The organism is Candidatus Nomurabacteria bacterium (genome assembly GCA_020631905.1).
Taxonomy (GTDB): domain Bacteria; phylum Patescibacteriota; class Saccharimonadia; order Saccharimonadales; family VXPC01; genus JACKGQ01.
This window is the reverse complement of sequence record JACKGQ010000001.1, coordinates 73,752-90,740: the sequence shown is the minus strand read 5'-3', so window position 1 is coordinate 90,740 and position 16,989 is coordinate 73,752. Positions and strand designations below refer to the sequence as shown.

19 protein-coding genes are annotated in these 16,989 nt (G+C 45.0%); 14 read left to right on the top strand and 5 right to left on the bottom strand.

Annotation, left to right across the window (positions count from 1 at the left end; translation table 11 throughout):
* The first annotated feature begins 107 nt into the window (after window positions 1-107).
* Window positions 108-1,922: an elongation factor 4 gene (lepA, locus tag H6798_00555; GenBank protein ID MCB9821017.1), complete on the top strand. Its 1,815-nt coding sequence runs from the start codon at window positions 108-110 to the stop codon at window positions 1,920-1,922.
* Window positions 1,923-1,957: 35 nt separating this feature from the next.
* A complete protein-coding gene (locus H6798_00550; protein ID MCB9821016.1) occupies window positions 1,958-2,233 on the top strand; it encodes a hypothetical protein in 276 nt (91 codons plus the stop codon).
* Between the two features lie 310 nt (window positions 2,234-2,543).
* Here the strand turns inward: H6798_00550 and bcp are convergent, their stop codons facing one another.
* The 3 genes from bcp to H6798_00535 all read right to left on the bottom strand — a co-directional run bounded on the left by bcp (window position 2,544) and on the right by H6798_00535 (window position 4,926).
* Window positions 2,544-2,996 (bottom strand): thioredoxin-dependent thiol peroxidase, encoded by a 453-nt coding sequence (gene bcp, locus H6798_00545; GenBank protein MCB9821015.1) that lies wholly within the window; start codon window positions 2,994-2,996, stop codon window positions 2,544-2,546.
* A complete protein-coding gene (locus H6798_00540; protein ID MCB9821014.1) occupies window positions 2,993-3,385 on the bottom strand; it encodes an NUDIX domain-containing protein in 393 nt (130 codons plus the stop codon). Before H6798_00540 ends, bcp begins: the two co-directional genes overlap by 4 nt.
* A gap of 92 nt (window positions 3,386-3,477) precedes the next feature.
* Window positions 3,478-4,926, bottom strand: a complete 1,449-nt coding sequence (locus H6798_00535; protein MCB9821013.1) for a GuaB1 family IMP dehydrogenase-related protein — start codon at window positions 4,924-4,926, stop codon at window positions 3,478-3,480.
* Window positions 4,927-5,040: 114 nt separating this feature from the next.
* Here H6798_00535 and H6798_00530 point away from each other — a divergent pair, with 114 nt between their 5' ends.
* The 10 genes from H6798_00530 to H6798_00485 all read left to right on the top strand — a co-directional run bounded on the left by H6798_00530 (window position 5,041) and on the right by H6798_00485 (window position 12,333).
* Window positions 5,041-5,835 carry a hypothetical protein gene (locus H6798_00530; protein MCB9821012.1) on the top strand — a complete coding sequence of 265 codons (795 nt, stop codon included), beginning with the start codon at window positions 5,041-5,043 and terminating at the stop codon, window positions 5,833-5,835.
* A 44-nt stretch (window positions 5,836-5,879) separates the two neighbouring features.
* On the top strand, window positions 5,880-6,587 hold the full coding sequence (locus H6798_00525) for a transcriptional regulator (GenBank protein ID MCB9821011.1): 708 nt from the start codon (window positions 5,880-5,882) through the stop codon (window positions 6,585-6,587).
* Window positions 6,580-6,822 carry a hypothetical protein gene (locus H6798_00520; protein ID MCB9821010.1) on the top strand — a complete coding sequence of 81 codons (243 nt, stop codon included), beginning with the start codon at window positions 6,580-6,582 and terminating at the stop codon, window positions 6,820-6,822. Before H6798_00525 ends, H6798_00520 begins: the two co-directional genes overlap by 8 nt.
* Window positions 6,822-7,313, top strand: coding sequence for a nucleotide exchange factor GrpE (locus tag H6798_00515; protein ID MCB9821009.1), 492 nt, complete (start codon window positions 6,822-6,824; stop codon window positions 7,311-7,313). Before H6798_00520 ends, H6798_00515 begins: the two co-directional genes overlap by 1 nt.
* A gap of 2 nt (window positions 7,314-7,315) precedes the next feature.
* Complete coding sequence (locus H6798_00510; protein MCB9821008.1) at window positions 7,316-7,879, top strand: hypothetical protein; 564 nt, start codon at window positions 7,316-7,318, stop codon at window positions 7,877-7,879.
* Window positions 7,880-8,105: 226 nt separating this feature from the next.
* Window positions 8,106-8,450 (top strand): hypothetical protein, encoded by a 345-nt coding sequence (locus H6798_00505; GenBank protein ID MCB9821007.1) that lies wholly within the window; start codon window positions 8,106-8,108, stop codon window positions 8,448-8,450.
* A 107-nt stretch (window positions 8,451-8,557) separates the two neighbouring features.
* Complete coding sequence (dnaK, locus tag H6798_00500; GenBank protein ID MCB9821006.1) at window positions 8,558-10,519, top strand: molecular chaperone DnaK; 1,962 nt, start codon at window positions 8,558-8,560, stop codon at window positions 10,517-10,519.
* 45 nt (window positions 10,520-10,564) lie between these two features.
* A complete protein-coding gene (locus H6798_00495; GenBank protein MCB9821005.1) occupies window positions 10,565-11,101 on the top strand; it encodes a GNAT family N-acetyltransferase in 537 nt (178 codons plus the stop codon).
* Window positions 11,098-11,469 carry a hypothetical protein gene (locus H6798_00490; protein MCB9821004.1) on the top strand — a complete coding sequence of 124 codons (372 nt, stop codon included), beginning with the start codon at window positions 11,098-11,100 and terminating at the stop codon, window positions 11,467-11,469. The genes H6798_00495 and H6798_00490 overlap by 4 nt, the downstream gene beginning before the upstream one ends.
* Before the next feature lie 120 nt (window positions 11,470-11,589).
* Complete coding sequence (locus H6798_00485; protein MCB9821003.1) at window positions 11,590-12,333, top strand: vitamin K epoxide reductase family protein; 744 nt, start codon at window positions 11,590-11,592, stop codon at window positions 12,331-12,333.
* Here the strand turns inward: H6798_00485 and H6798_00480 are convergent.
* Window positions 12,325-12,912 carry an MFS transporter gene (locus H6798_00480; GenBank protein MCB9821002.1) on the bottom strand — a complete coding sequence of 196 codons (588 nt, stop codon included), beginning with the start codon at window positions 12,910-12,912 and terminating at the stop codon, window positions 12,325-12,327. The two genes, H6798_00485 and H6798_00480, sit on opposite strands and share 9 nt — an antisense overlap.
* A 61-nt stretch (window positions 12,913-12,973) precedes the next feature.
* On the opposite strand from H6798_00480, the gene dnaJ reads away from it, so the two are divergent.
* Entirely contained in the window at window positions 12,974-14,056 is a 1,083-nt protein-coding gene (dnaJ, locus tag H6798_00475; protein ID MCB9821001.1) for a molecular chaperone DnaJ, read from the top strand.
* A 174-nt stretch (window positions 14,057-14,230) separates the two neighbouring features.
* Window positions 14,231-15,685 (top strand): hypothetical protein, encoded by a 1,455-nt coding sequence (locus H6798_00470; protein ID MCB9821000.1) that lies wholly within the window; start codon window positions 14,231-14,233, stop codon window positions 15,683-15,685.
* Here the strand turns inward: H6798_00470 and H6798_00465 are convergent.
* Window positions 15,682-16,965, bottom strand: a complete 1,284-nt coding sequence (locus H6798_00465) for a hypothetical protein (protein MCB9820999.1) — start codon at window positions 16,963-16,965, stop codon at window positions 15,682-15,684. The genes H6798_00470 and H6798_00465 overlap by 4 nt on opposite strands.
* Window positions 16,966-16,989: the final 24 nt, after the last annotated feature.

Sequence of the window (16,989 nt, the reverse complement as noted above, 5' to 3'; positions counted from 1 at the left end):
GAGACGTATAGAAAATACGTTGAGTGCGTATCACAGTCAAAACTTGCAAAGATTGCATCACACAATCTACAAAATACTACTTGTTCGTATTTTGGATTGGGGGTCTCGTGAACCAGATTAGGAATTTTTGCATTATTGCACACATAGATCACGGCAAGTCGACTTTGGCTGACCGTCTGCTGGAGATGACTGGCACGGTCGAAAAACGAGCCATGAAACAACAGCTCCTCGATAAGATGGATTTGGAACGTGAAAAGGGGATTACCATTAAGCTGGCTCCCGTCCGTATGCGCTACACTCCAATACCCAAGATCCAAGATCCAAGATCTCAAGTTGAGTATCAACTCAACTTGATAGATACTCCGGGGCACGTCGATTTTAGCTACGAAGTTTCACGTAGTTTACAAGCCTGTGAAGGTGCACTATTAATTGTGGATGCTTCTCAGGGTATTCAGGCCCAAACTTTAGCCAATGTCTATTTGGCAATAGAGGCTAACCTGGAGATTATTCCTGTTCTGAACAAGATAGATTTACCAGCTGCCGACGTGCAGCGAGTTAGCGCAGAAGTCAAAACCCTGCTTGGCTGTAAAGACGAAGACATACTCAAGGTTTCTGCCAAAACTGGTGAGGGTGTGGATAGCGTGCTTCAGGCAATTGTAGAACGTGTGCCTGCTCCCGACACCAAACAATCAGACGAAACCAGAGCTTTAATATTTGATAGTTATTATGACGATTATCGGGGAGTTATTCTATATCTAAGGGTATTCGAAGGCTCGTTACCCAAAGGATCAGAAATCAAAATGTTAGCCACCGCTGCCGACGGTTTGGCACTCGAAGTTGGCCACTTGTCGCCGAATCTTGTGGCAGATCCAAAACTAGACACTGGCGAGATTGGCTATGTGGTAACCAATCTAAAAACTACTGCTCAGGCCAAGGTTGGTGATACGGTCACTCTTAGAAAGAAACCAGCCTCACAAGCCCTGCCTGGCTATAAAGAGGTGACTCCATTTGTATTTGCGGGGATATTTCCGAGTAGCAACGATCAATATGCTCAGCTAAAAGACGCTATCGAAAAACTAACTTTAAGTGATTCGGCTTTGGTTTACGAACCAGAAAACTCACCAGTTCTAGGCCATGGTTTTAGGGTAGGTTTTTTGGGCTTATTACATATGGATATTGTTAAAGAACGGCTCGAGCGAGAATACGACCTAGAGTTAATCACTAGCAACCCAAGCACTGATTACCATGTGTTATTAACTAGTGGCGAAGAACTAGACATTCGTTCGGCTAGCGCCTTACCAGACGCTCAGTCAATTGCCGAGATACGCGAACCGTGGGTTAATGGTGAGGTTGTGTGTCCGAGTGAGTATGTTGGGGCAGTAATTCAGCTTGTTGCCAGTGCTCGAGGTATTCAAAAGAATATAGACTACCTAGATACAAAACTAGCCGTGGTCAACTTCGAAGCTCCTCTAGCCAACCTATTGACCGATTTTTACGATAAGCTTAAGAGTCAAACAAGCGGCTATGGCAGCTTTAACTATGAGTTGTCTGGTTATCGAGCCGAAGACTTAGTACGTGTAGATTTTTATGTAGCTGGCGATATCGTCGAGGCGCTGAGTATTGTTCGTCATCGCTCCGAAGCAGTAACGATAGGCAGAGATATTGTCGCAAAACTAAAAGACATTATCCCTCGGCAACAGTTTAAGGTTGCTTTGCAGGCAGGTATCGGTGGAAAATTTATTGCTCGCGAAGATTTAAGTGGTTTTCGAAAAGATGTAACGGCCAAGCTTTATGGCGGTGATGTAAGTCGGCGCAAGAAGCTGCTCGAAAAACAGAAAAAAGGCAAGGAGCGTATGAAGCGTTTCGGCAAAGTTGATATCCCTAGCGAAGCCTTTACGGTACTCCTGCAGCGCAATGAATAGTATCTCAATGGACTTAGCTGAGCTATAATAGACATATGGGAAAAATAGCTGAAAGAGTCCGACAAGATGAAGTTAAGTTGACCGATGCCGAGAAGCTTTTCGTTAAGCGTTTATCTGCCGGGCGCGATCACTTGGCGAGGCGTTATCCGTTGGTATTTGCTGGAGCTGCGGCTTTTGGCTTAGTGTCTACATACTATGGTTTTGAAAAACTGATCGATAGATCAGAAGTATTAGTAGATAATCCTTGGATACTGCTAAGCACTGGACTAGTGGTTTTGGTCGTAACCGGCACTGTTTATACGAAACTTTAATTTGCAAAAGTCCATCCTAAGCGCTAACCTATGCGCATGGGTTCGAAGCTCTATACCAATAAGATTGCACTCGTGATTAACGCTAGTGCTCTTGTTGATATCTAGTTTCGGGCAAATATCAACCAAAAGAGCATAACTCCCGAAAGGGAGATTTTAAGTTCATAAGGAGACGCAAAGATATGTGCGAACAACAAACTACACCAGGAGAACAAGCTGCAGCGCAACGCCCAGCAGTCGAACAAAAAGTAGCTCCAGTCGCTGGAGGCGTAGCATTAGATCAAGATTTTGTAGTTGATTGGCCGTTTGGCGATTAGCCTTGCAATTGTTCTAGATCAGTTAGAATCTGCCGGTAATGATCTTTGGGGCTAACTTTCTTGTAAGTCTTAACTACCTCACCCTCTGGGTTAATCAGATAGGTGTTGCGCAATATGCCCATATACTTTTTGCCAAACATGCTTTTCTCGGCCCAAGCGCCATATGCCTGAATGGTCGTGGCGGACTCATCCGACAAAAGTGTAAAATTGAGTTCGTGTTTGTCTACAAACTTTGCATGGCTAGCCACGGAGTCTTTACTAATTCCAACAACTTCTACACCACGAGCCAGTAACTCGTCTCGGCCGTCGCGGAAGGCACATGCCTCTACTGTACAGCCCGGCGTACTGTCTTTAGGGTAGAAGTAAACCACCAACCACTTACCGGCATAATCGCTCAGTTGATGAGTCTGACCGTTCTGGTCGGGCAGATTAAAATCCGGTGCTTTCATATTTTCATTACCTCCTTAGCTCGTAAAATAATTCTTTCGCCAATCTCACCATATCTAACTTCTTTATTTAAGTCATCTAGATTAACTTGTTTATTACCAGTCACGCGACCACCTGGGTCTTGTTCGAAATCGGCAAGCTTTTGTACCCAAGCCACGTAACGGAGCTGTATGTGCTCTTTGCCATCCTCTTCTTTGACTACTTGGTAGCCGATTGGCTTAAAATCAAGTAGCAACATATTCGTTTCCTCTTGAACTTCTCGTTCCAAAGTCTGAATGTAGCTCTCTCCAGGCTCAACCGTACCTCCGGGCAGATTAGATCTATCATCTGGGTAGGTGACTAAAACGACCTTTCCGTCCAGTAAACATACCGCGTAGACTTGACTAACCATAGTTGGGTCTAGGCCATTAAAAGAGTCGGCATCGTGCCACTCGAAGGTTACTTTCTTACCTCTATATTCTGTGTTGTTAATGATCACCAAGCTTAACTCCAAGATGAGGTGTGAGCCATACCTTCACTAAATCCGGCTGCTGACTGTACGCCAACCACCGCTTTGTCGAAGAACTCAGTTAGATTGCGGGCGCCAGCGTAGGTGCACGAGCTACGCACTCCGGCCGAAATCTGGTCTATAATATCCTCGACACTTGGCGTGCGTGGATCAATATACAGCTTAGACGCGCTAATACCTTCTTCGAAGAATGCTTTTTTGTATCTGTCGAAGGCAGATTGGTTACGGTTGCGCAAGGCGACCGCTTTTTTTGAGGCCATGCCGTAGTTTTCTTTATATAAACGACCTTGCTCGTCGATTTGCATATCGGCGGCACTTTCGTAGGTGGCCGCTAACCAGGATGCAAACATCACATTGTCGGCACCGGCGGCTAATGCCAAGGCGACATCACGTGGATGTTTTACCCCGCCATCGGCCCAGACTTTTTTACCTAGCTTGCGCGCTTCGGTAGCACATTCGTAGACGGCGCTAAACTGCGGTCGGCCAACACCAGTCATCATGCGTGTCGTGCACATTGCTCCGGGGCCAACGCCTACCTTAATGATATCGGCTCCAGCGGCAATTAAATCTCGGGTAGCTTGAACCGTCACCACGTTGCCGGCAACCAAAGTCGCTTTCGGGGCAGCTTTGCGAGCTGTTTTGACTGCTTCGATCATTTTGGTTTGGTGGCCGTGGGCAGTATCGAGCACAATAATATCAACCTCAAGATCGAGTAGTTGCTGTACTTTGGCGGCAACATCACCATTAATACCCACCGCTGCAGCTACCTTTAACCTACCTTTGGTGTCGACGTTTGGCTTAAAGACACTCGAGCGTACTAAACCTTTCTTACTGACAATACCAAGTAAAACTCCACTTTTGTCGACAACCGGCGCAAGTTCGAGTCTCTCGGTCTCGAGCTTTTCAAACATTTCTGTTTGAGTCATGCTGTCCTGAACGGTAATCACATCTGTCGACATAGCCTGTTCTAGGTCGGCAAAACGATCCCAGTCGGCGGCATCTTTTTCGGTAAATATGCCGATTGGCTTATTGGCTTCATCGACGACCACAACGGTGCCATGTGAGCGTTTCTGCATCAAAGCAAGCGCCTTGTTTAGATGCTCGTCTTTATTCAGAGCGACAGCTGTTTCATATACCGTATGTCGAGATTTTACGTAGTTAATAATTTTTTCGAGTTTTTGCTTTGGCATATCTTGCGGAATAACTGCGATTCCACCGCGCCTAGCTACGCTCTCGGCCATACGTTTACCGGATACAGCATTCATGTTGGCAACAACAATTGGCACAGTCGTGCCAATTCCATCAGTAGTAGTCAGATCGACCTCTGTTCGACTAGCAACATCTGTTAGTGATGGTACCAGAAAGACGTCGTTGTATGTTAAATCATAATCAGGTTGCTTATTGAGCCACTTCACTTGTGGAATTATACCACCAAACTTCACGTAAAAATATTGATGAGGTGTAACAAAATCAACACATTCGTTTAAGAATACTTAAACATGTTTAGAATAATGTAAATCTTATGTTATAGTAAGGATATGCAAACAACCAGAGCCTTACTAGCTGAGAAATCTGGCAGAGTATATCCTTCCGAGCCGACAACCGAAAGGTTTAGGGTTGCTGGTATGGTTGTTATCACCAACGAAATTCTGTGTACTGGTAAAACTTCGGCAATGGAGGCGCTTGCTCAAAAGGGCACATATGCAAAAGTGCCATCATGGGTAACTCGAGAAATGAGGTCTGGGGAGACACAAGGTGATCCGTACATCTTTGTTTCCGAAGACGAAATGGTGGCTGCTTTCCTCGAGGGATTACTGATAGAGATGAATGCAAATGGCGCCAATATGGATAGATTTTATGCCACCCATATCTTACCTATAGAAGCAGCGGTCAACTCTGGCAAAATGCCAATCAAAGACGTAGATACCAAAGGTTTTATAAATATCCGGTCAATCGACCCAAATTCTCGGGCAATAGTTTTAGCACCTGACTACTTAACGGTTGATGGTCTCCAGGACGCGTGGACACTTAGAATATACGGTAGAGAAGGACGACCCGAAGCGTGGCCAGAAAATAAAGTACAAGACATGATTGGTAGATTCGCAGTCGCGATAGAGGATGTTGAGTTGCGGCTACCTGCTTACTTTGATGACCCAAATATTTTATTTGTAATGAACCAAGATCTCGGCAGTTTGGCAGAAACTGTCGATGCTTGGATTAGGCGCGAGCTCTCTGCTTCCGAAGAAGACCAAGTTCGAAGATTAGCAATTGAAAGCCTTATGTGGACTGCCGAAAGAGCTAGGGAACACAAAGCCGCGTTAGAAGCGATTTAGCAGTCTTGAGTTTTGAGTGCTAAAAAGTTATAATGCTTGCAATTATGACAGAGAGACAAGCCAAGATATTGGCCGCAATTATCGAAGAACATGCCGAACTTGCAGGGCCAGTTGGGAGTGTAACGCTCGCTAAGTTGTTTAATGTTAGTAGCGCGACAATTCGGGCCGAGATGGCGCAACTCGAAGTCTTGGGGATGATAAAGCAACCACACACAAGTGCTGGGCGAGTGCCGACAGATAGGGGCTATAGGTGGTATGTCAACAGTTTGTCAGAGGGTAGTCCGACAGTAAAACAGATCGAGCCCAATGCCAGAGCGCTCGATGTACGTATCCATAGCGCTGGCGAACCAGAGCAAGCAATCCGTTCAGCAGTTGATAGCTTAGTTCAGCTAACCGACAACGCCGCTATCGGCACAATTGGTGGTCAACTATATATTAGTGGCTTGAGCCATCTATTTGGACAGCCAGAATTTAGTGGTGGCAATGCCGTACAAGAGGTTGCTTACCTGCTCGACAATCTTGAGCCATGGTTACGCGAGACAGCTCCGAACAAACCAATAAGTGTCTTCATCGGAAGAGAAAATCCTATTGGCAAAGCCAGTGGCTGCACCCTAGTTATTAGCAAATTCCGTAGCCCGTTTAGCGACAATAGTTATATTGGGACGGTTGGCCCGACTCGTCAGAACTACCGCCAGGTTATGGGCCTAGTTGGCATGGCTGGTGAGATGCTTGAACAGGAGTTGTATGTCTAGCACTACCGAAGCCAGACGCGTCCTAAAGCGTGCCTATGGGATTGTAGGCGATCCTGATCTTGCTGATCACGCGTTTAGGCTAGCAATGTTAGGAAGTGCTGCAGATTTGATGCCAGGAAATGATCGAGGCTTACAATATGACCAGCTTAGGGTAGTCTCTAGAGAAGTTCTTGGCACAGAAGCACTCCAAGAGTGTATAGACGGTCTAAATGAAATGTTTACGAGGGTAAAATAGTGGCAAGAAGAGAAAATAACCAACATAAAACCAAAAATCAAAATGTTAGTAATAACGAGATGTTGCAGCAACAGTTAGCCGACCTAACCGAAGCCCTTCAGCGCGAGCGAGCCGATGCCGAAAACATTCGCAAACGGGCCGAAAGCGATCGGATTGCAGCTCTAGCCACCGGTAAGGAAATCGCTGTTGGTCAATTGGTGCCATTAATTGATAATTTGCATCGGGCATTCGCTCACATGCCAGCTGAGCTCGACGACAATAAGTGGGCTCAAGGTGTCAAAGCACTCGATAAGCAACTAGAAAGTTTAATGACTGAGTTTGGTCTAGAGGTAATCGAAACCGTTGGCAAAGATTTTGACCCAGAGTTAATGGAAGCAGTAGCCGTCGAAGAAGGCGGTAACGGCCATGAAGTTGTTAGTGAAGAGTTGCAACGTGGCTACCGGCTAAATGGCAGAGTAATTCGGGTGGCGATGGTAAAAGTAACTCGCTAGCCATGGCCGAAGTTGTTCCAAATTTTGCTCGCGAAGAGTTATTTCCAACACAACATACTGAATTCTGGACAAGATACCAGGACACAATTCAAAGCATGCATATTCTAGGTGTCAGTATGTACGAAGGTCTGTTGCGTGGAGTTGAAGTTAGCGATGGTAAGATTGCCGAAAAGCTAGAAGATATATTTTTCACTCTGGTTGCGGAATCACCAGATATGATCGAGCTTGTGGCCTTATACGATTTCCGTGTTAAGCTACGCCTACTTTCTGCCTGTCTGCACTTTACGGGTGCTGTATCAGAAACTATGCCAGCCGATTGCGCACGCACATTATTTGAAAGACACTTTGTTGAGGCAATTAAGGTTTGGAAGGGTAATTCACCCACTACCTGTGTTTGCGATGAATTCGAGCGGATTCACAACAACTTCAATGCGGTTGTTGCTGGTCGCACCGACTTACGCTACACCGAGCTAGCCATAATATCTGATCTCGCGCAGCTACAGACTGCTGGTCATACTTCAAGATTTTTAGGTAGCACGATTGTCTCAAACCAGGTAGAGTTGTAAGACAGATGAAAATACTCCAATCCAGGTATTCACATTTAACTCTTTTCTGCATATTTCTATGGACTAGCTTCTATGCACTAACGGGTACATGGATATTCAACGACATCTACTTATGGCAAAGTGGTCTCCAGCTATTTCTTTATATCGTGATTCTATATAGCTTACCCTTTTATGTTCGCCACATCATTAGATTGTTTAAATAGCTAAAACATATTAAAATAACCAGATGGAATATCTAGCAGCTCAAAAAGTCTGCGCAGAATGCCCTTTTTGGCAAAGTATACGACTAGATCTGCGTCAACCTAGGGAATCGGGCTTTAGGTCCGAGAGAATTAGGCCAGCCTGCAGACATAAGTGCGGTCGGCTCACTGTCGCACTTGCTATTGCCGGTAAAGGCTATATGACACCACTTGAGGTGTCGAAAACTCAAACCGAAGGCTGCACTGTATCGGGCAGTCTAGATCCTAGCCCCAGCCTATATTATTTTGACGACCAAATCGGTAGTTGTCCTGAAAATCGCAACCCTGTACCTATAATTCCTGATTATTCCCATTTTGACAGTGGATTATAATTAGCACTCGCCTGTGTTGACTGCTAATTTATGTATGCTACAATATTTTTAGCACAGTACCATTTAGAGTGCTAAATTATGAATCTTTAAGAAAGGGTTATCTTAAAATGGGAAAAATCATTGGAATCGATCTTGGAACGACTAACTCTGCAATGGCAGTCATGCAATCTGGTAAAGCTGATGTAATTGCCAATAGCGAAGGTAGTCGCACAACCCCAAGTGTAGTTGCCGTAAAAAAGAACAAAGACGGCAAAGAAGAACGAATCGTTGGCGCAATCGCGCGCCGTCAAGCAGTTACTAATCCAAGTAATACAGTTTTCGAGGTTAAACGACTCATCGGACGTAAGTTTGACGACAAAGAGGTTCAAAAAGATATCGATCTAATGCCTTACGAAATCGTTAAAAGTGGCAGTGCCGTAAAAGTTAAGATGGGCGATAGCGAATACAGCCCAGAAGAAGTTAGCGCGATGATCTTAGGTAAGCTCAAGGCCGATGCCGAAGCCTACTTAGGCGAGCCTGTCACCGAAGCAGTCATTACTGTACCTGCATATTTCGACGACAGCCAACGTCAGGCTACCAAAGACGCCGGTAAGATTGCTGGCCTAGAAGTAAAAAGAATTATCAACGAGCCGACGGCCGCTGCCTTAGCTTATGGTCTAGACAAAGAGGGCAAGAAAGATGAAAAAATTGCTGTTTACGACCTAGGTGGTGGTACTTTCGACGTCTCTATTCTGGAGCTCGGCGACGGTGTATTCGAAGTTAAGAGTACCAATGGCGATACTCACCTCGGTGGCGCTGACTTCGATCGCGTAATCGTTAACCACTTGCTAGATGAGTTCAAAAAAGAAAACGGTATCGACCTAACCAAAGACAAAGCCGCTATGCAGCGCATGCGCGACGAGGCCGAAAAAGCCAAGATCGAACTAAGCACTAGCCAAGAAGTTAGTATCAACATGCCGTTCTTAACGGCCAACGAAGATGGTCCGGTTCACTTTGAATACCAGCTAACTCGAGCCAAGCTCGAAGACATGGTTGGTGATCTGATCGCCAAGACAGCTGAGCCTTGCGAAAAGGCTATGAAAGACGCCAAAATTAGCAAGAGCGACATCGATGCTGTCGTGCTAGTTGGTGGTATGACCCGCATGCCGGCTGTGGTGAAGAAGGTCGAAGAGATTTTTGGTAAAGAGCCAATGAAAGGTGTAAACCCAGACGAAGTTGTCGCTTTAGGCGCAGCTATCCAGGGTGGAGTTTTGGCAGGCGAGGTTAAGGACGTGCTACTTCTAGACGTTACCCCACTTAGTCTCGGAATCGAAACGCTGGGAGGCGTTAAAACCAATCTGATAGACCGCAACACAACCATTCCGACCAGTAAGAGCGAAACTTTCAGTACCGCTGCCGACAACCAGCCCGGTGTCGAGATCGTGGTGCTCCAAGGTGAGCGCGAGATGGCTGCCGACAACAAAAAGCTTGGCACATTCCAGCTAACTGGCATTGCGCCAGCTCCACGCGGTATCCCGCAAATCGAAGTTACCTTTAAGATCGACGCTAACGGTATTCTAAATGTGAGCGCCAAAGACAAAGGCACAGGCAAAGAGCAAAGCATCACCATCAGTGACTCTGGCAATATGAGCAAAGAAGATATCGAAAAGGCTCAAAAAGAGGCCGAAGCTCACGCCGAAGAAGATAAGAAAAAGCGCGAAAGCATTGAGTCACGCAACCAACTCGACAGTGCTATTTACCAGGCCGAGAAGTTTAAAGAAGAGGGTAAAGACAAGCTCGAAGAAGCCGACATCAAAGCTCTCGACGAGGCTGTTGCCGAGGCTAAGAAGGCGCTTGAAGAGTCAGAAGCCGACAAAGACAAACTCGAGGCAGCCGCCAAAGAGCTAAACGATAAGATTATGCCAATCGGTGCCAAGCTGTACGAAGCTAAGCAAGCCGAAGAGGCAGCTTCTGCCGAAGGTGGAGAGTCTAAGTCTGATGAAGGCGACAAAAAAGACAACGCTAAAACCAAGCGCGAGAAGCAAAAGAAAGGCGACGATGCCGTCGAAGGCGAAGTCGTCGAAGAATAATTAAAATTGCTCGGCACAAAACCCGAGCTTTTTTAACCCTCAAATATGATAGAACTCAGGCCGTATCAATCAGAAGACTTGGCTAAAATTAGTAATTGGTACTCAGATAGCCAAACAAGAAAATGGCTAGGTGATAAAACCTGGCTAGATAATGTTGAAAGATTACTAAGCGAACCAGTTGGCACGGAGTTTAGGGGTGCCAAGCGAATTTCGTATCATCCGTATATTGTTACGGAGGACGAGAAGGCAGTTGGCTTTATCGATGCAGGCATTAGCGATAAATATGTGGTCTGGGGTATCGATGCAAGTGGCGAGCAAGGTGTGTTGTCTGCCGAAGATGTTCTCACTGCCGGCATAACCTTTATGGTTGATCCTGCCCAAAGAGGCAAGGGGTTGGCTGCTAAGATGCTAAGAAATCTGTTGGACATGCCAGAACTTGCCAACGTTGTTGTTTTCGAAGCTGGGGTTGAGCCAGATAATCAAGCTAGTGTTAAATCATTAATGAAGGCTGGCTTTGAGCCAGAAGGAGAGGTAGATTTCGAAGGTATGCAGTACTATAAGTACGACAGGAGGATTAAATGAAGAATAGTACAAAAGCGATAGGACTTAGTGCCCCGGCGCTGCTTGGCTACTTAACATTCGTGCTCAGTGGCATAACCATGTGGCTGTTCATGATTTATTGGTTCCTCAAGTGGTGGGGCTTGCTGGGCATAATCGCGGCACTACTTTTACCGCCGCTGGCGACGTTATTTCCGTTTATTTACTGGTGGCAAGAATCTTTCCCGATTACATATATATCTATCTGGTTGGTCGGGGTTCTAGCCTTGATAGTAGGGATTTCTCTTACTGGTCGACTCGTCCGTTCACAAATTAAAAAAGCCTACAAAAACCGCCAAAAATCTGGATCTAAATATGACAAAGCCATAGATGGTGAGATTGTTGAAAACTAAATAACTGTTGGCTCAGCTTTCTACTCGAAATTTAATTTAAATTAAATTTCCATAAGGCTGGCAACATTTTAGTTACATTACTAGCCTAGGCATAGACTGGCAGTGTAGAATATTTGCTAGATGAACAAACAATCCATTTCGGCTAGCTTGCCACTCGCTTATGTTGTGTACGCAGTCTTTTTTGTGAGCGAACACATCTGGGCAGTCTTAATCGGTGCTCTATTAACTCTGTTACTAGAGTTATGGCTTTGGCGTGGCATTAGTAGCAACGCGAGCAGTCTAAAAGAGAAGTTAAACTTACTACTCCCGTATTTTTTAATCCTTGTTGCAGCATTTGGGCTGGTGGCTTCGATTAACCTTACTGTCGAAGAGATCAAGACACTTAAAGACACCAACCATATTGCCAGCTGCAGCGTTAGCCCTATCGTTTCGTGCACATCTTCGATTGGCTCGGATCAGGGCCAGGTGCTTGGACCACCAAACCCACTGCTCGGCACGGCTGCGTTTGGAGCACTCTTGAGCGTGGCTTTTGGTGCTCTAGCTGGCGCAAAATATAAGAAGTGGTTCTGGCAGGTAATGTGGGCTGCCGGGGTACTTGGGTTGTTGTCGGTTGTCTGGTTTATCAGCCAAGCACTCTACGAGTTGAATGCTCTATGTATCTACTGCATGATGACCTGGACGGTGGTGATTCCAACTTTTGTGTACCTGACTCTTTACGCTCATCTACAGAAGCATATTAAACTTCCAAAGCAGATAGCCTCACTCTTTGAAAAGTATCACCTGACTCTGCTTATAAGTATGTACGCAGTGGTTATTTTGCTTATTTATTTCCGATTTGACTACTATTGGAACAGTCTATTTTAGACTTCGCTTGTGCTCTCTGATTTTTATAAAGTGGAATATAAAACCACAAATTACGAAGGTCGCACCGATCATACTAAATGTAACGCTTAGGCCATAAATTTGGGATACAAAACCTCCGATTACTGCAAATATTGCCGCGGCGGTGGTTGCCCCAATGTCTTCTAGACTCCATTCGAATTCCTCGTTGCCTTTATCTAAGATTTTAGAAAACAATGCCCATTTCAACGGATAAGTCGAAGCATCAATTAGCGCTAAAATAGTTTGAAAGATATATATGGTGAACAGCGAAGAAGCAAAACCCATACATATTAATGTAACTCCATACAGGACGTTTCCAAGACTTATGAAACGAATCTTGTTTTTGCTCGATAGATTTTGCAGCATTTTAGAAAATGCCAACTCCGAAAATGCTCTAAGAATTAGAGCATAACCCAGGACTATGCCAACTGCATCTAGGCTACCATTAGTTATGCTTGTGGTAATTAGAACAGTCAAGAAAACACTGATAAGGTCGTAACTTGAGTAAAAGAAAACGTCAGAAGCCAGAAAGAATTTAATGTTGCGATTAACTCGTTTCATCCAATTATGATAACTCAAAAATGCTAGCACTCAAGGCCGTTAAGTGCTAAAATTGAAATATATGTCTAAACGAGATTATTACGAAGTATTAGGTATCGACAAGAGTGCCTCGGCCGATGAAATTAAGAAGGCATACCGTCGACTTGCAGTTAAATATCACCCCGATCAAGGTGGCGACGAAGAAAAGTTTCGGGAGATCAACGAGGCCAACGAGGTCTTAAGCAACCCCGACAAAAAACAACGCTACGATCAGTTTGGTCATGCCGGTGTTGGCGGCGGAGCTGCTGGGGGTGGCTTTAATGGTTTTGGTGGGCAAGAATTCCACTTTGACTTTGGTGAGGGAGGTTTGGGCGATATCTTTGGTAGCTTCTTTGGTGGTGGTATGGGTGGAGCGCGTAGTGCTCAGCCCGAAAGAGGTCGAGATGTTGAGGTCGCGATTGAGCTCAGCTTTGAAGAGGCTGTTTTTGGAACCGAAAAGAAAATCTCACTGAATCTTGAAGGTGTTTGTGAACACTGTAAAGGCAAACGCGCCGAGCCTGGCCATGAACTCAAGAAATGTGATACTTGCAATGGTAGCGGTCAAGAAATACGCGTAATGCGAACGGTTTTTGGCAATATGCAGCAAGCGACCGTTTGCAGTAAATGTCATGGCGAGGGTGAAATTCCTGAGCAAAATTGTTCGGTCTGTGGTGGTAAAGGTACGCAGCGCAAAGAAAAAGAAGTCATCCTAAAGGTTCCTGCTGGCATCGATGATGGTGCAATCATTCGTTTACGTGAACACGGCGAAGCAACCAGTAAAGGTGCGGCAGGCGATCTGTTTGTGAATGTTCGAGTTAAACCTCACAAACGTTTTACGCGAGAAGGGGACTTAATCTTAAGCGAAGAGAAGATTGGTATGGTCGAAGCCGCACTGGGTACAGAAATAGAGGTTGAAACAGTCGATGGACCAATCAAAATGAAAGTTCCGGCAGGCACTCAAAGTGGCACCGACTTTAAGCTTTCTGGCCACGGCGTGCCACATATCCGTAGCGAAAGTCGCGGTCCGCATATTGTAACAGTAGTGGTCGAGACTCCAACCAAACTTAGCAAGAAACAGAAAGACTTGCTCGAAGAATTTTCTGGTAGCAAAAAACGTTGGCTATAGAGTACACTCTAGCAAGTGAAATCGCTTAAGCAGAATAATTCCGGCTTTATTACACTCATTGTTATGTTATTAGCCATCTTGGCTCTAATACTCTACCTCGCTTACAAACGTGTAAATTAGATTTGTCCTATCATTGACTTAAGAATAAAAGTGTAGTATAATATACTTTATATCATGCATAATACAAATATGTTATTGGTACTAGATAAACCCGAAAAGCTAGATGAGCAACTTTTTGCTAATTTGGAGCCGATTGCATCTATTGCCGACGAGGTCTACACCAAACTTACACCAAATAAATTGCAGTTCGAAAAAGAACTGGCAAAGTTCGAAGAATCTGGCGGTAACCACAACCCCGATCTACGACCAAGACTATTACCTGAAGATATTGAGGAACTCAAGGCTTTAGAGTCCAAGCTACTAAGCCTAAAGGAAGATGCTAAAACACACCCAGATCAAAGGGTGTCGGCTATGTATGTTTTGCGAATCAACGAACTAGTTGCCAATATTCGAATGGCACTCGCAGCCACGCCCGGGGCTCTCAAAAAGACTAAAGGTCAATCAGCTCGCGCTTTCGAACTATATAACTACTTTGTATACGGAAGACCGCGTCAGGATATATTCGAAGCAACAACTAGCCATTATTCAGATCTCGCCGGCGGACTTATAGACGACGAGCGCGCATATGTTGCCGAAGCGGCTCGTACAGTATTGGATTTATTACCATCCTCGGGTACCGACGCAAGCATATTAATGCCCGATCTAGAAACATTCTTGGACGTCCGAGATCGTCACTTCGCCGAAGGAACAGGTAGATTTGCATTAATGTTTGAGGGAGCTGATATACCATCACGAGGACCGATTACGAATGATGTCGGCGATCCAATCTTGCGCGTAGGTTTAGACAACATCGGCCTGACCAACTATAACATCCTAGATGCAAGTGCCGCTTCGTGGTCGATGACTCATGACCCAGAAAATCCAGGACTCCAAAGGCCCAAGAAAATTAATATGCCAATCAATAGATTTACTGGGCTACCGGTCCACGAGCTGACTCACGGCCTCGAACGAAGTAATGGTTTGAGACAAAAAGTAATGCTATATGGCATTGGAACTGATCGTTATGCTTTAGGCAACGAAGGACGCGCAGTAGTTATGGAGCAGCTGCCTTATGAAACGCCAGAAGAGTTTACTAAAAGCAAACGCTGGGATGACATATTACGCAGACACTTATCAATATCACTTGGCTTAGGTTATGGCAACGAAGCAGCAACGGAACGATCATTTGCTGAGGTGTATCGAATTATTAACGCCATAGACTACTTGCAAGAGATCAAAAAAGTTAAGCCCGAAACATTAGAGGCTGAAGGCCTAGAAGCGGTTATTGCAGCTGCCCGTAAAAAGGCGCACGATAGAACAGTTAGCCTGCTAAAGCGAACTTTAAAGGGCACCGATGGTAAAGGTGGAGCATATCTAAAAGATATCGCTTATCTAGAAGGTAATATCCTCGTCTGGGAGGCCGAGCGTGCAAGGCCGGGTATCATCGACGAAGGCGATAAAGCCAAGTTCGATATCACTAACCCACGCCATCTCGAAGATGCTAGGCACTTCGAAGTTATCTCAAATTAATTTAGTTTTTTGACCAATTTTGTTACAGACTCAATGATATTTTTTGGTATGTCTGGCGTGTAGTGTTTTGGGTCATAAGGCTCGAGATCGACGCGTGGCCTAGAGGCCCTCTGATTTATAATATTCATAACCTCTGCAGGTGTGTCGTCTGCTGATATACTAAGAAAATCTTGGCACAGCGCAGTCAGTTCGTCGGAAGTCCCAATACATTCAAAAGGTTTATCTGCTTCTAGCAGATCTTTTAAGCTGGGCACAATACCAAGATTGTCTAACGGGCGATTGATAGGCCAGATTTTGCCATATGCTATCGGGGCGTAAGTTGCAAAAGAAAGCGCGACAAAGGCACATTTTGTGCAGTTTAAGCACCAAGTGCCTGTTAAAAAACCATGATTACAACTAGTGATCTGGCTAATGGAAGCTGGTTGGTGTCTTTCAATTATCTTTAGTATTTCGTTTTCTTTTAGTGGCCTTAGGATACTCCAATATCTTATATTGATACCGTGTTCGTGGCAGAGCGCTTGCAGATCTTGCTCGAATTCCGCAGATTTTGTGTATTGGTGGTTGACAGCAAATCCGTTATGAATGATTGTGGCTTCATTGGCAGCCTGCTCGTTGGAAGTTACAATATCGGTGTAGTCATAAATCAGTGCAGTTAGTAGCCCAATAATCGCCAGTCCTGAGCTCGTAGGCTTGTGGCCCTTGTATTGAGCTCGCTCCCATATAGTTTGTCTACCAATAGCCCGTTTAACATTGACCGATCCCTGTGTCGATTTGTTTACTATGTTTAGCTGACTTACTCCGGGGTTAACCGAGAACCAAGAAAAATCAACACCAGCTAAGTCTAGAATTACACTCCCGGCTACGCCGTCTTTACCGCCACCATTCATTAACAAGACCTTTTGGGCTGTAGGAGTCTTTGTGCTGCCAAACGTTTTCTGTGTTTTACTAGGACTACTAATCGTGGGAGTTTTGGAGACCTCGATCTTGTTTAGGTATTTGAACTCGCGCATGCCAAGGTCGTAAAGTTTTTCGAAGAATATCCTCTCTGCGTCACTTAGCGCAAACTCGACGTCGACGACATCTGGAAATTCGATATCAAAGATATACGTAGCATAGGTCAGCGCAAGCCAATTCAAGAGACTCGTTACAGCTTGTGTATCTGGAATGTTGCGGAAAAAATCAAACCGAATTGTATGCTCGTAATCACCGATTTTATAGTTTAGGTTTAGCCTAGAACCATCCTGAACTTTAGGCCTCGAAACAATCAATACACTGGACATATTTGCATAAGTATGACATAATCT

Coding starts and splice junctions, on each gene's coding strand:
- bcp (MCB9821015.1), bottom strand. CDS start 2,996: ATGAAAGCACCGGATTTTAATCTGCCCGACCAGAACGGTCAGACTCAT.
- H6798_00505 (MCB9821007.1), top strand. CDS start 8,106: ATGGAATATCTAGCAGCTCAAAAAGTCTGCGCAGAATGCCCTTTTTGG.
- dnaK (MCB9821006.1), top strand. CDS start 8,558: ATGGGAAAAATCATTGGAATCGATCTTGGAACGACTAACTCTGCAATG.
- H6798_00465 (MCB9820999.1), bottom strand. CDS start 16,965: ATGTCCAGTGTATTGATTGTTTCGAGGCCTAAAGTTCAGGATGGTTCT.
- H6798_00520 (MCB9821010.1), top strand. CDS start 6,580: ATGTCTAGCACTACCGAAGCCAGACGCGTCCTAAAGCGTGCCTATGGG.
- H6798_00510 (MCB9821008.1), top strand. CDS start 7,316: ATGGCCGAAGTTGTTCCAAATTTTGCTCGCGAAGAGTTATTTCCAACA.
- H6798_00495 (MCB9821005.1), top strand. CDS start 10,565: ATGATAGAACTCAGGCCGTATCAATCAGAAGACTTGGCTAAAATTAGT.
- dnaJ (MCB9821001.1), top strand. CDS start 12,974: ATGTCTAAACGAGATTATTACGAAGTATTAGGTATCGACAAGAGTGCC.
- H6798_00480 (MCB9821002.1), bottom strand. CDS start 12,912: ATGAAACGAGTTAATCGCAACATTAAATTCTTTCTGGCTTCTGACGTT.
- H6798_00485 (MCB9821003.1), top strand. CDS start 11,590: ATGAACAAACAATCCATTTCGGCTAGCTTGCCACTCGCTTATGTTGTG.
- H6798_00550 (MCB9821016.1), top strand. CDS start 1,958: ATGGGAAAAATAGCTGAAAGAGTCCGACAAGATGAAGTTAAGTTGACC.
- H6798_00525 (MCB9821011.1), top strand. CDS start 5,880: ATGACAGAGAGACAAGCCAAGATATTGGCCGCAATTATCGAAGAACAT.
- H6798_00530 (MCB9821012.1), top strand. CDS start 5,041: ATGCAAACAACCAGAGCCTTACTAGCTGAGAAATCTGGCAGAGTATAT.
- H6798_00490 (MCB9821004.1), top strand. CDS start 11,098: ATGAAGAATAGTACAAAAGCGATAGGACTTAGTGCCCCGGCGCTGCTT.
- H6798_00540 (MCB9821014.1), bottom strand. CDS start 3,385: ATGGTTAGTCAAGTCTACGCGGTATGTTTACTGGACGGAAAGGTCGTT.
- H6798_00470 (MCB9821000.1), top strand. CDS start 14,231: ATGCATAATACAAATATGTTATTGGTACTAGATAAACCCGAAAAGCTA.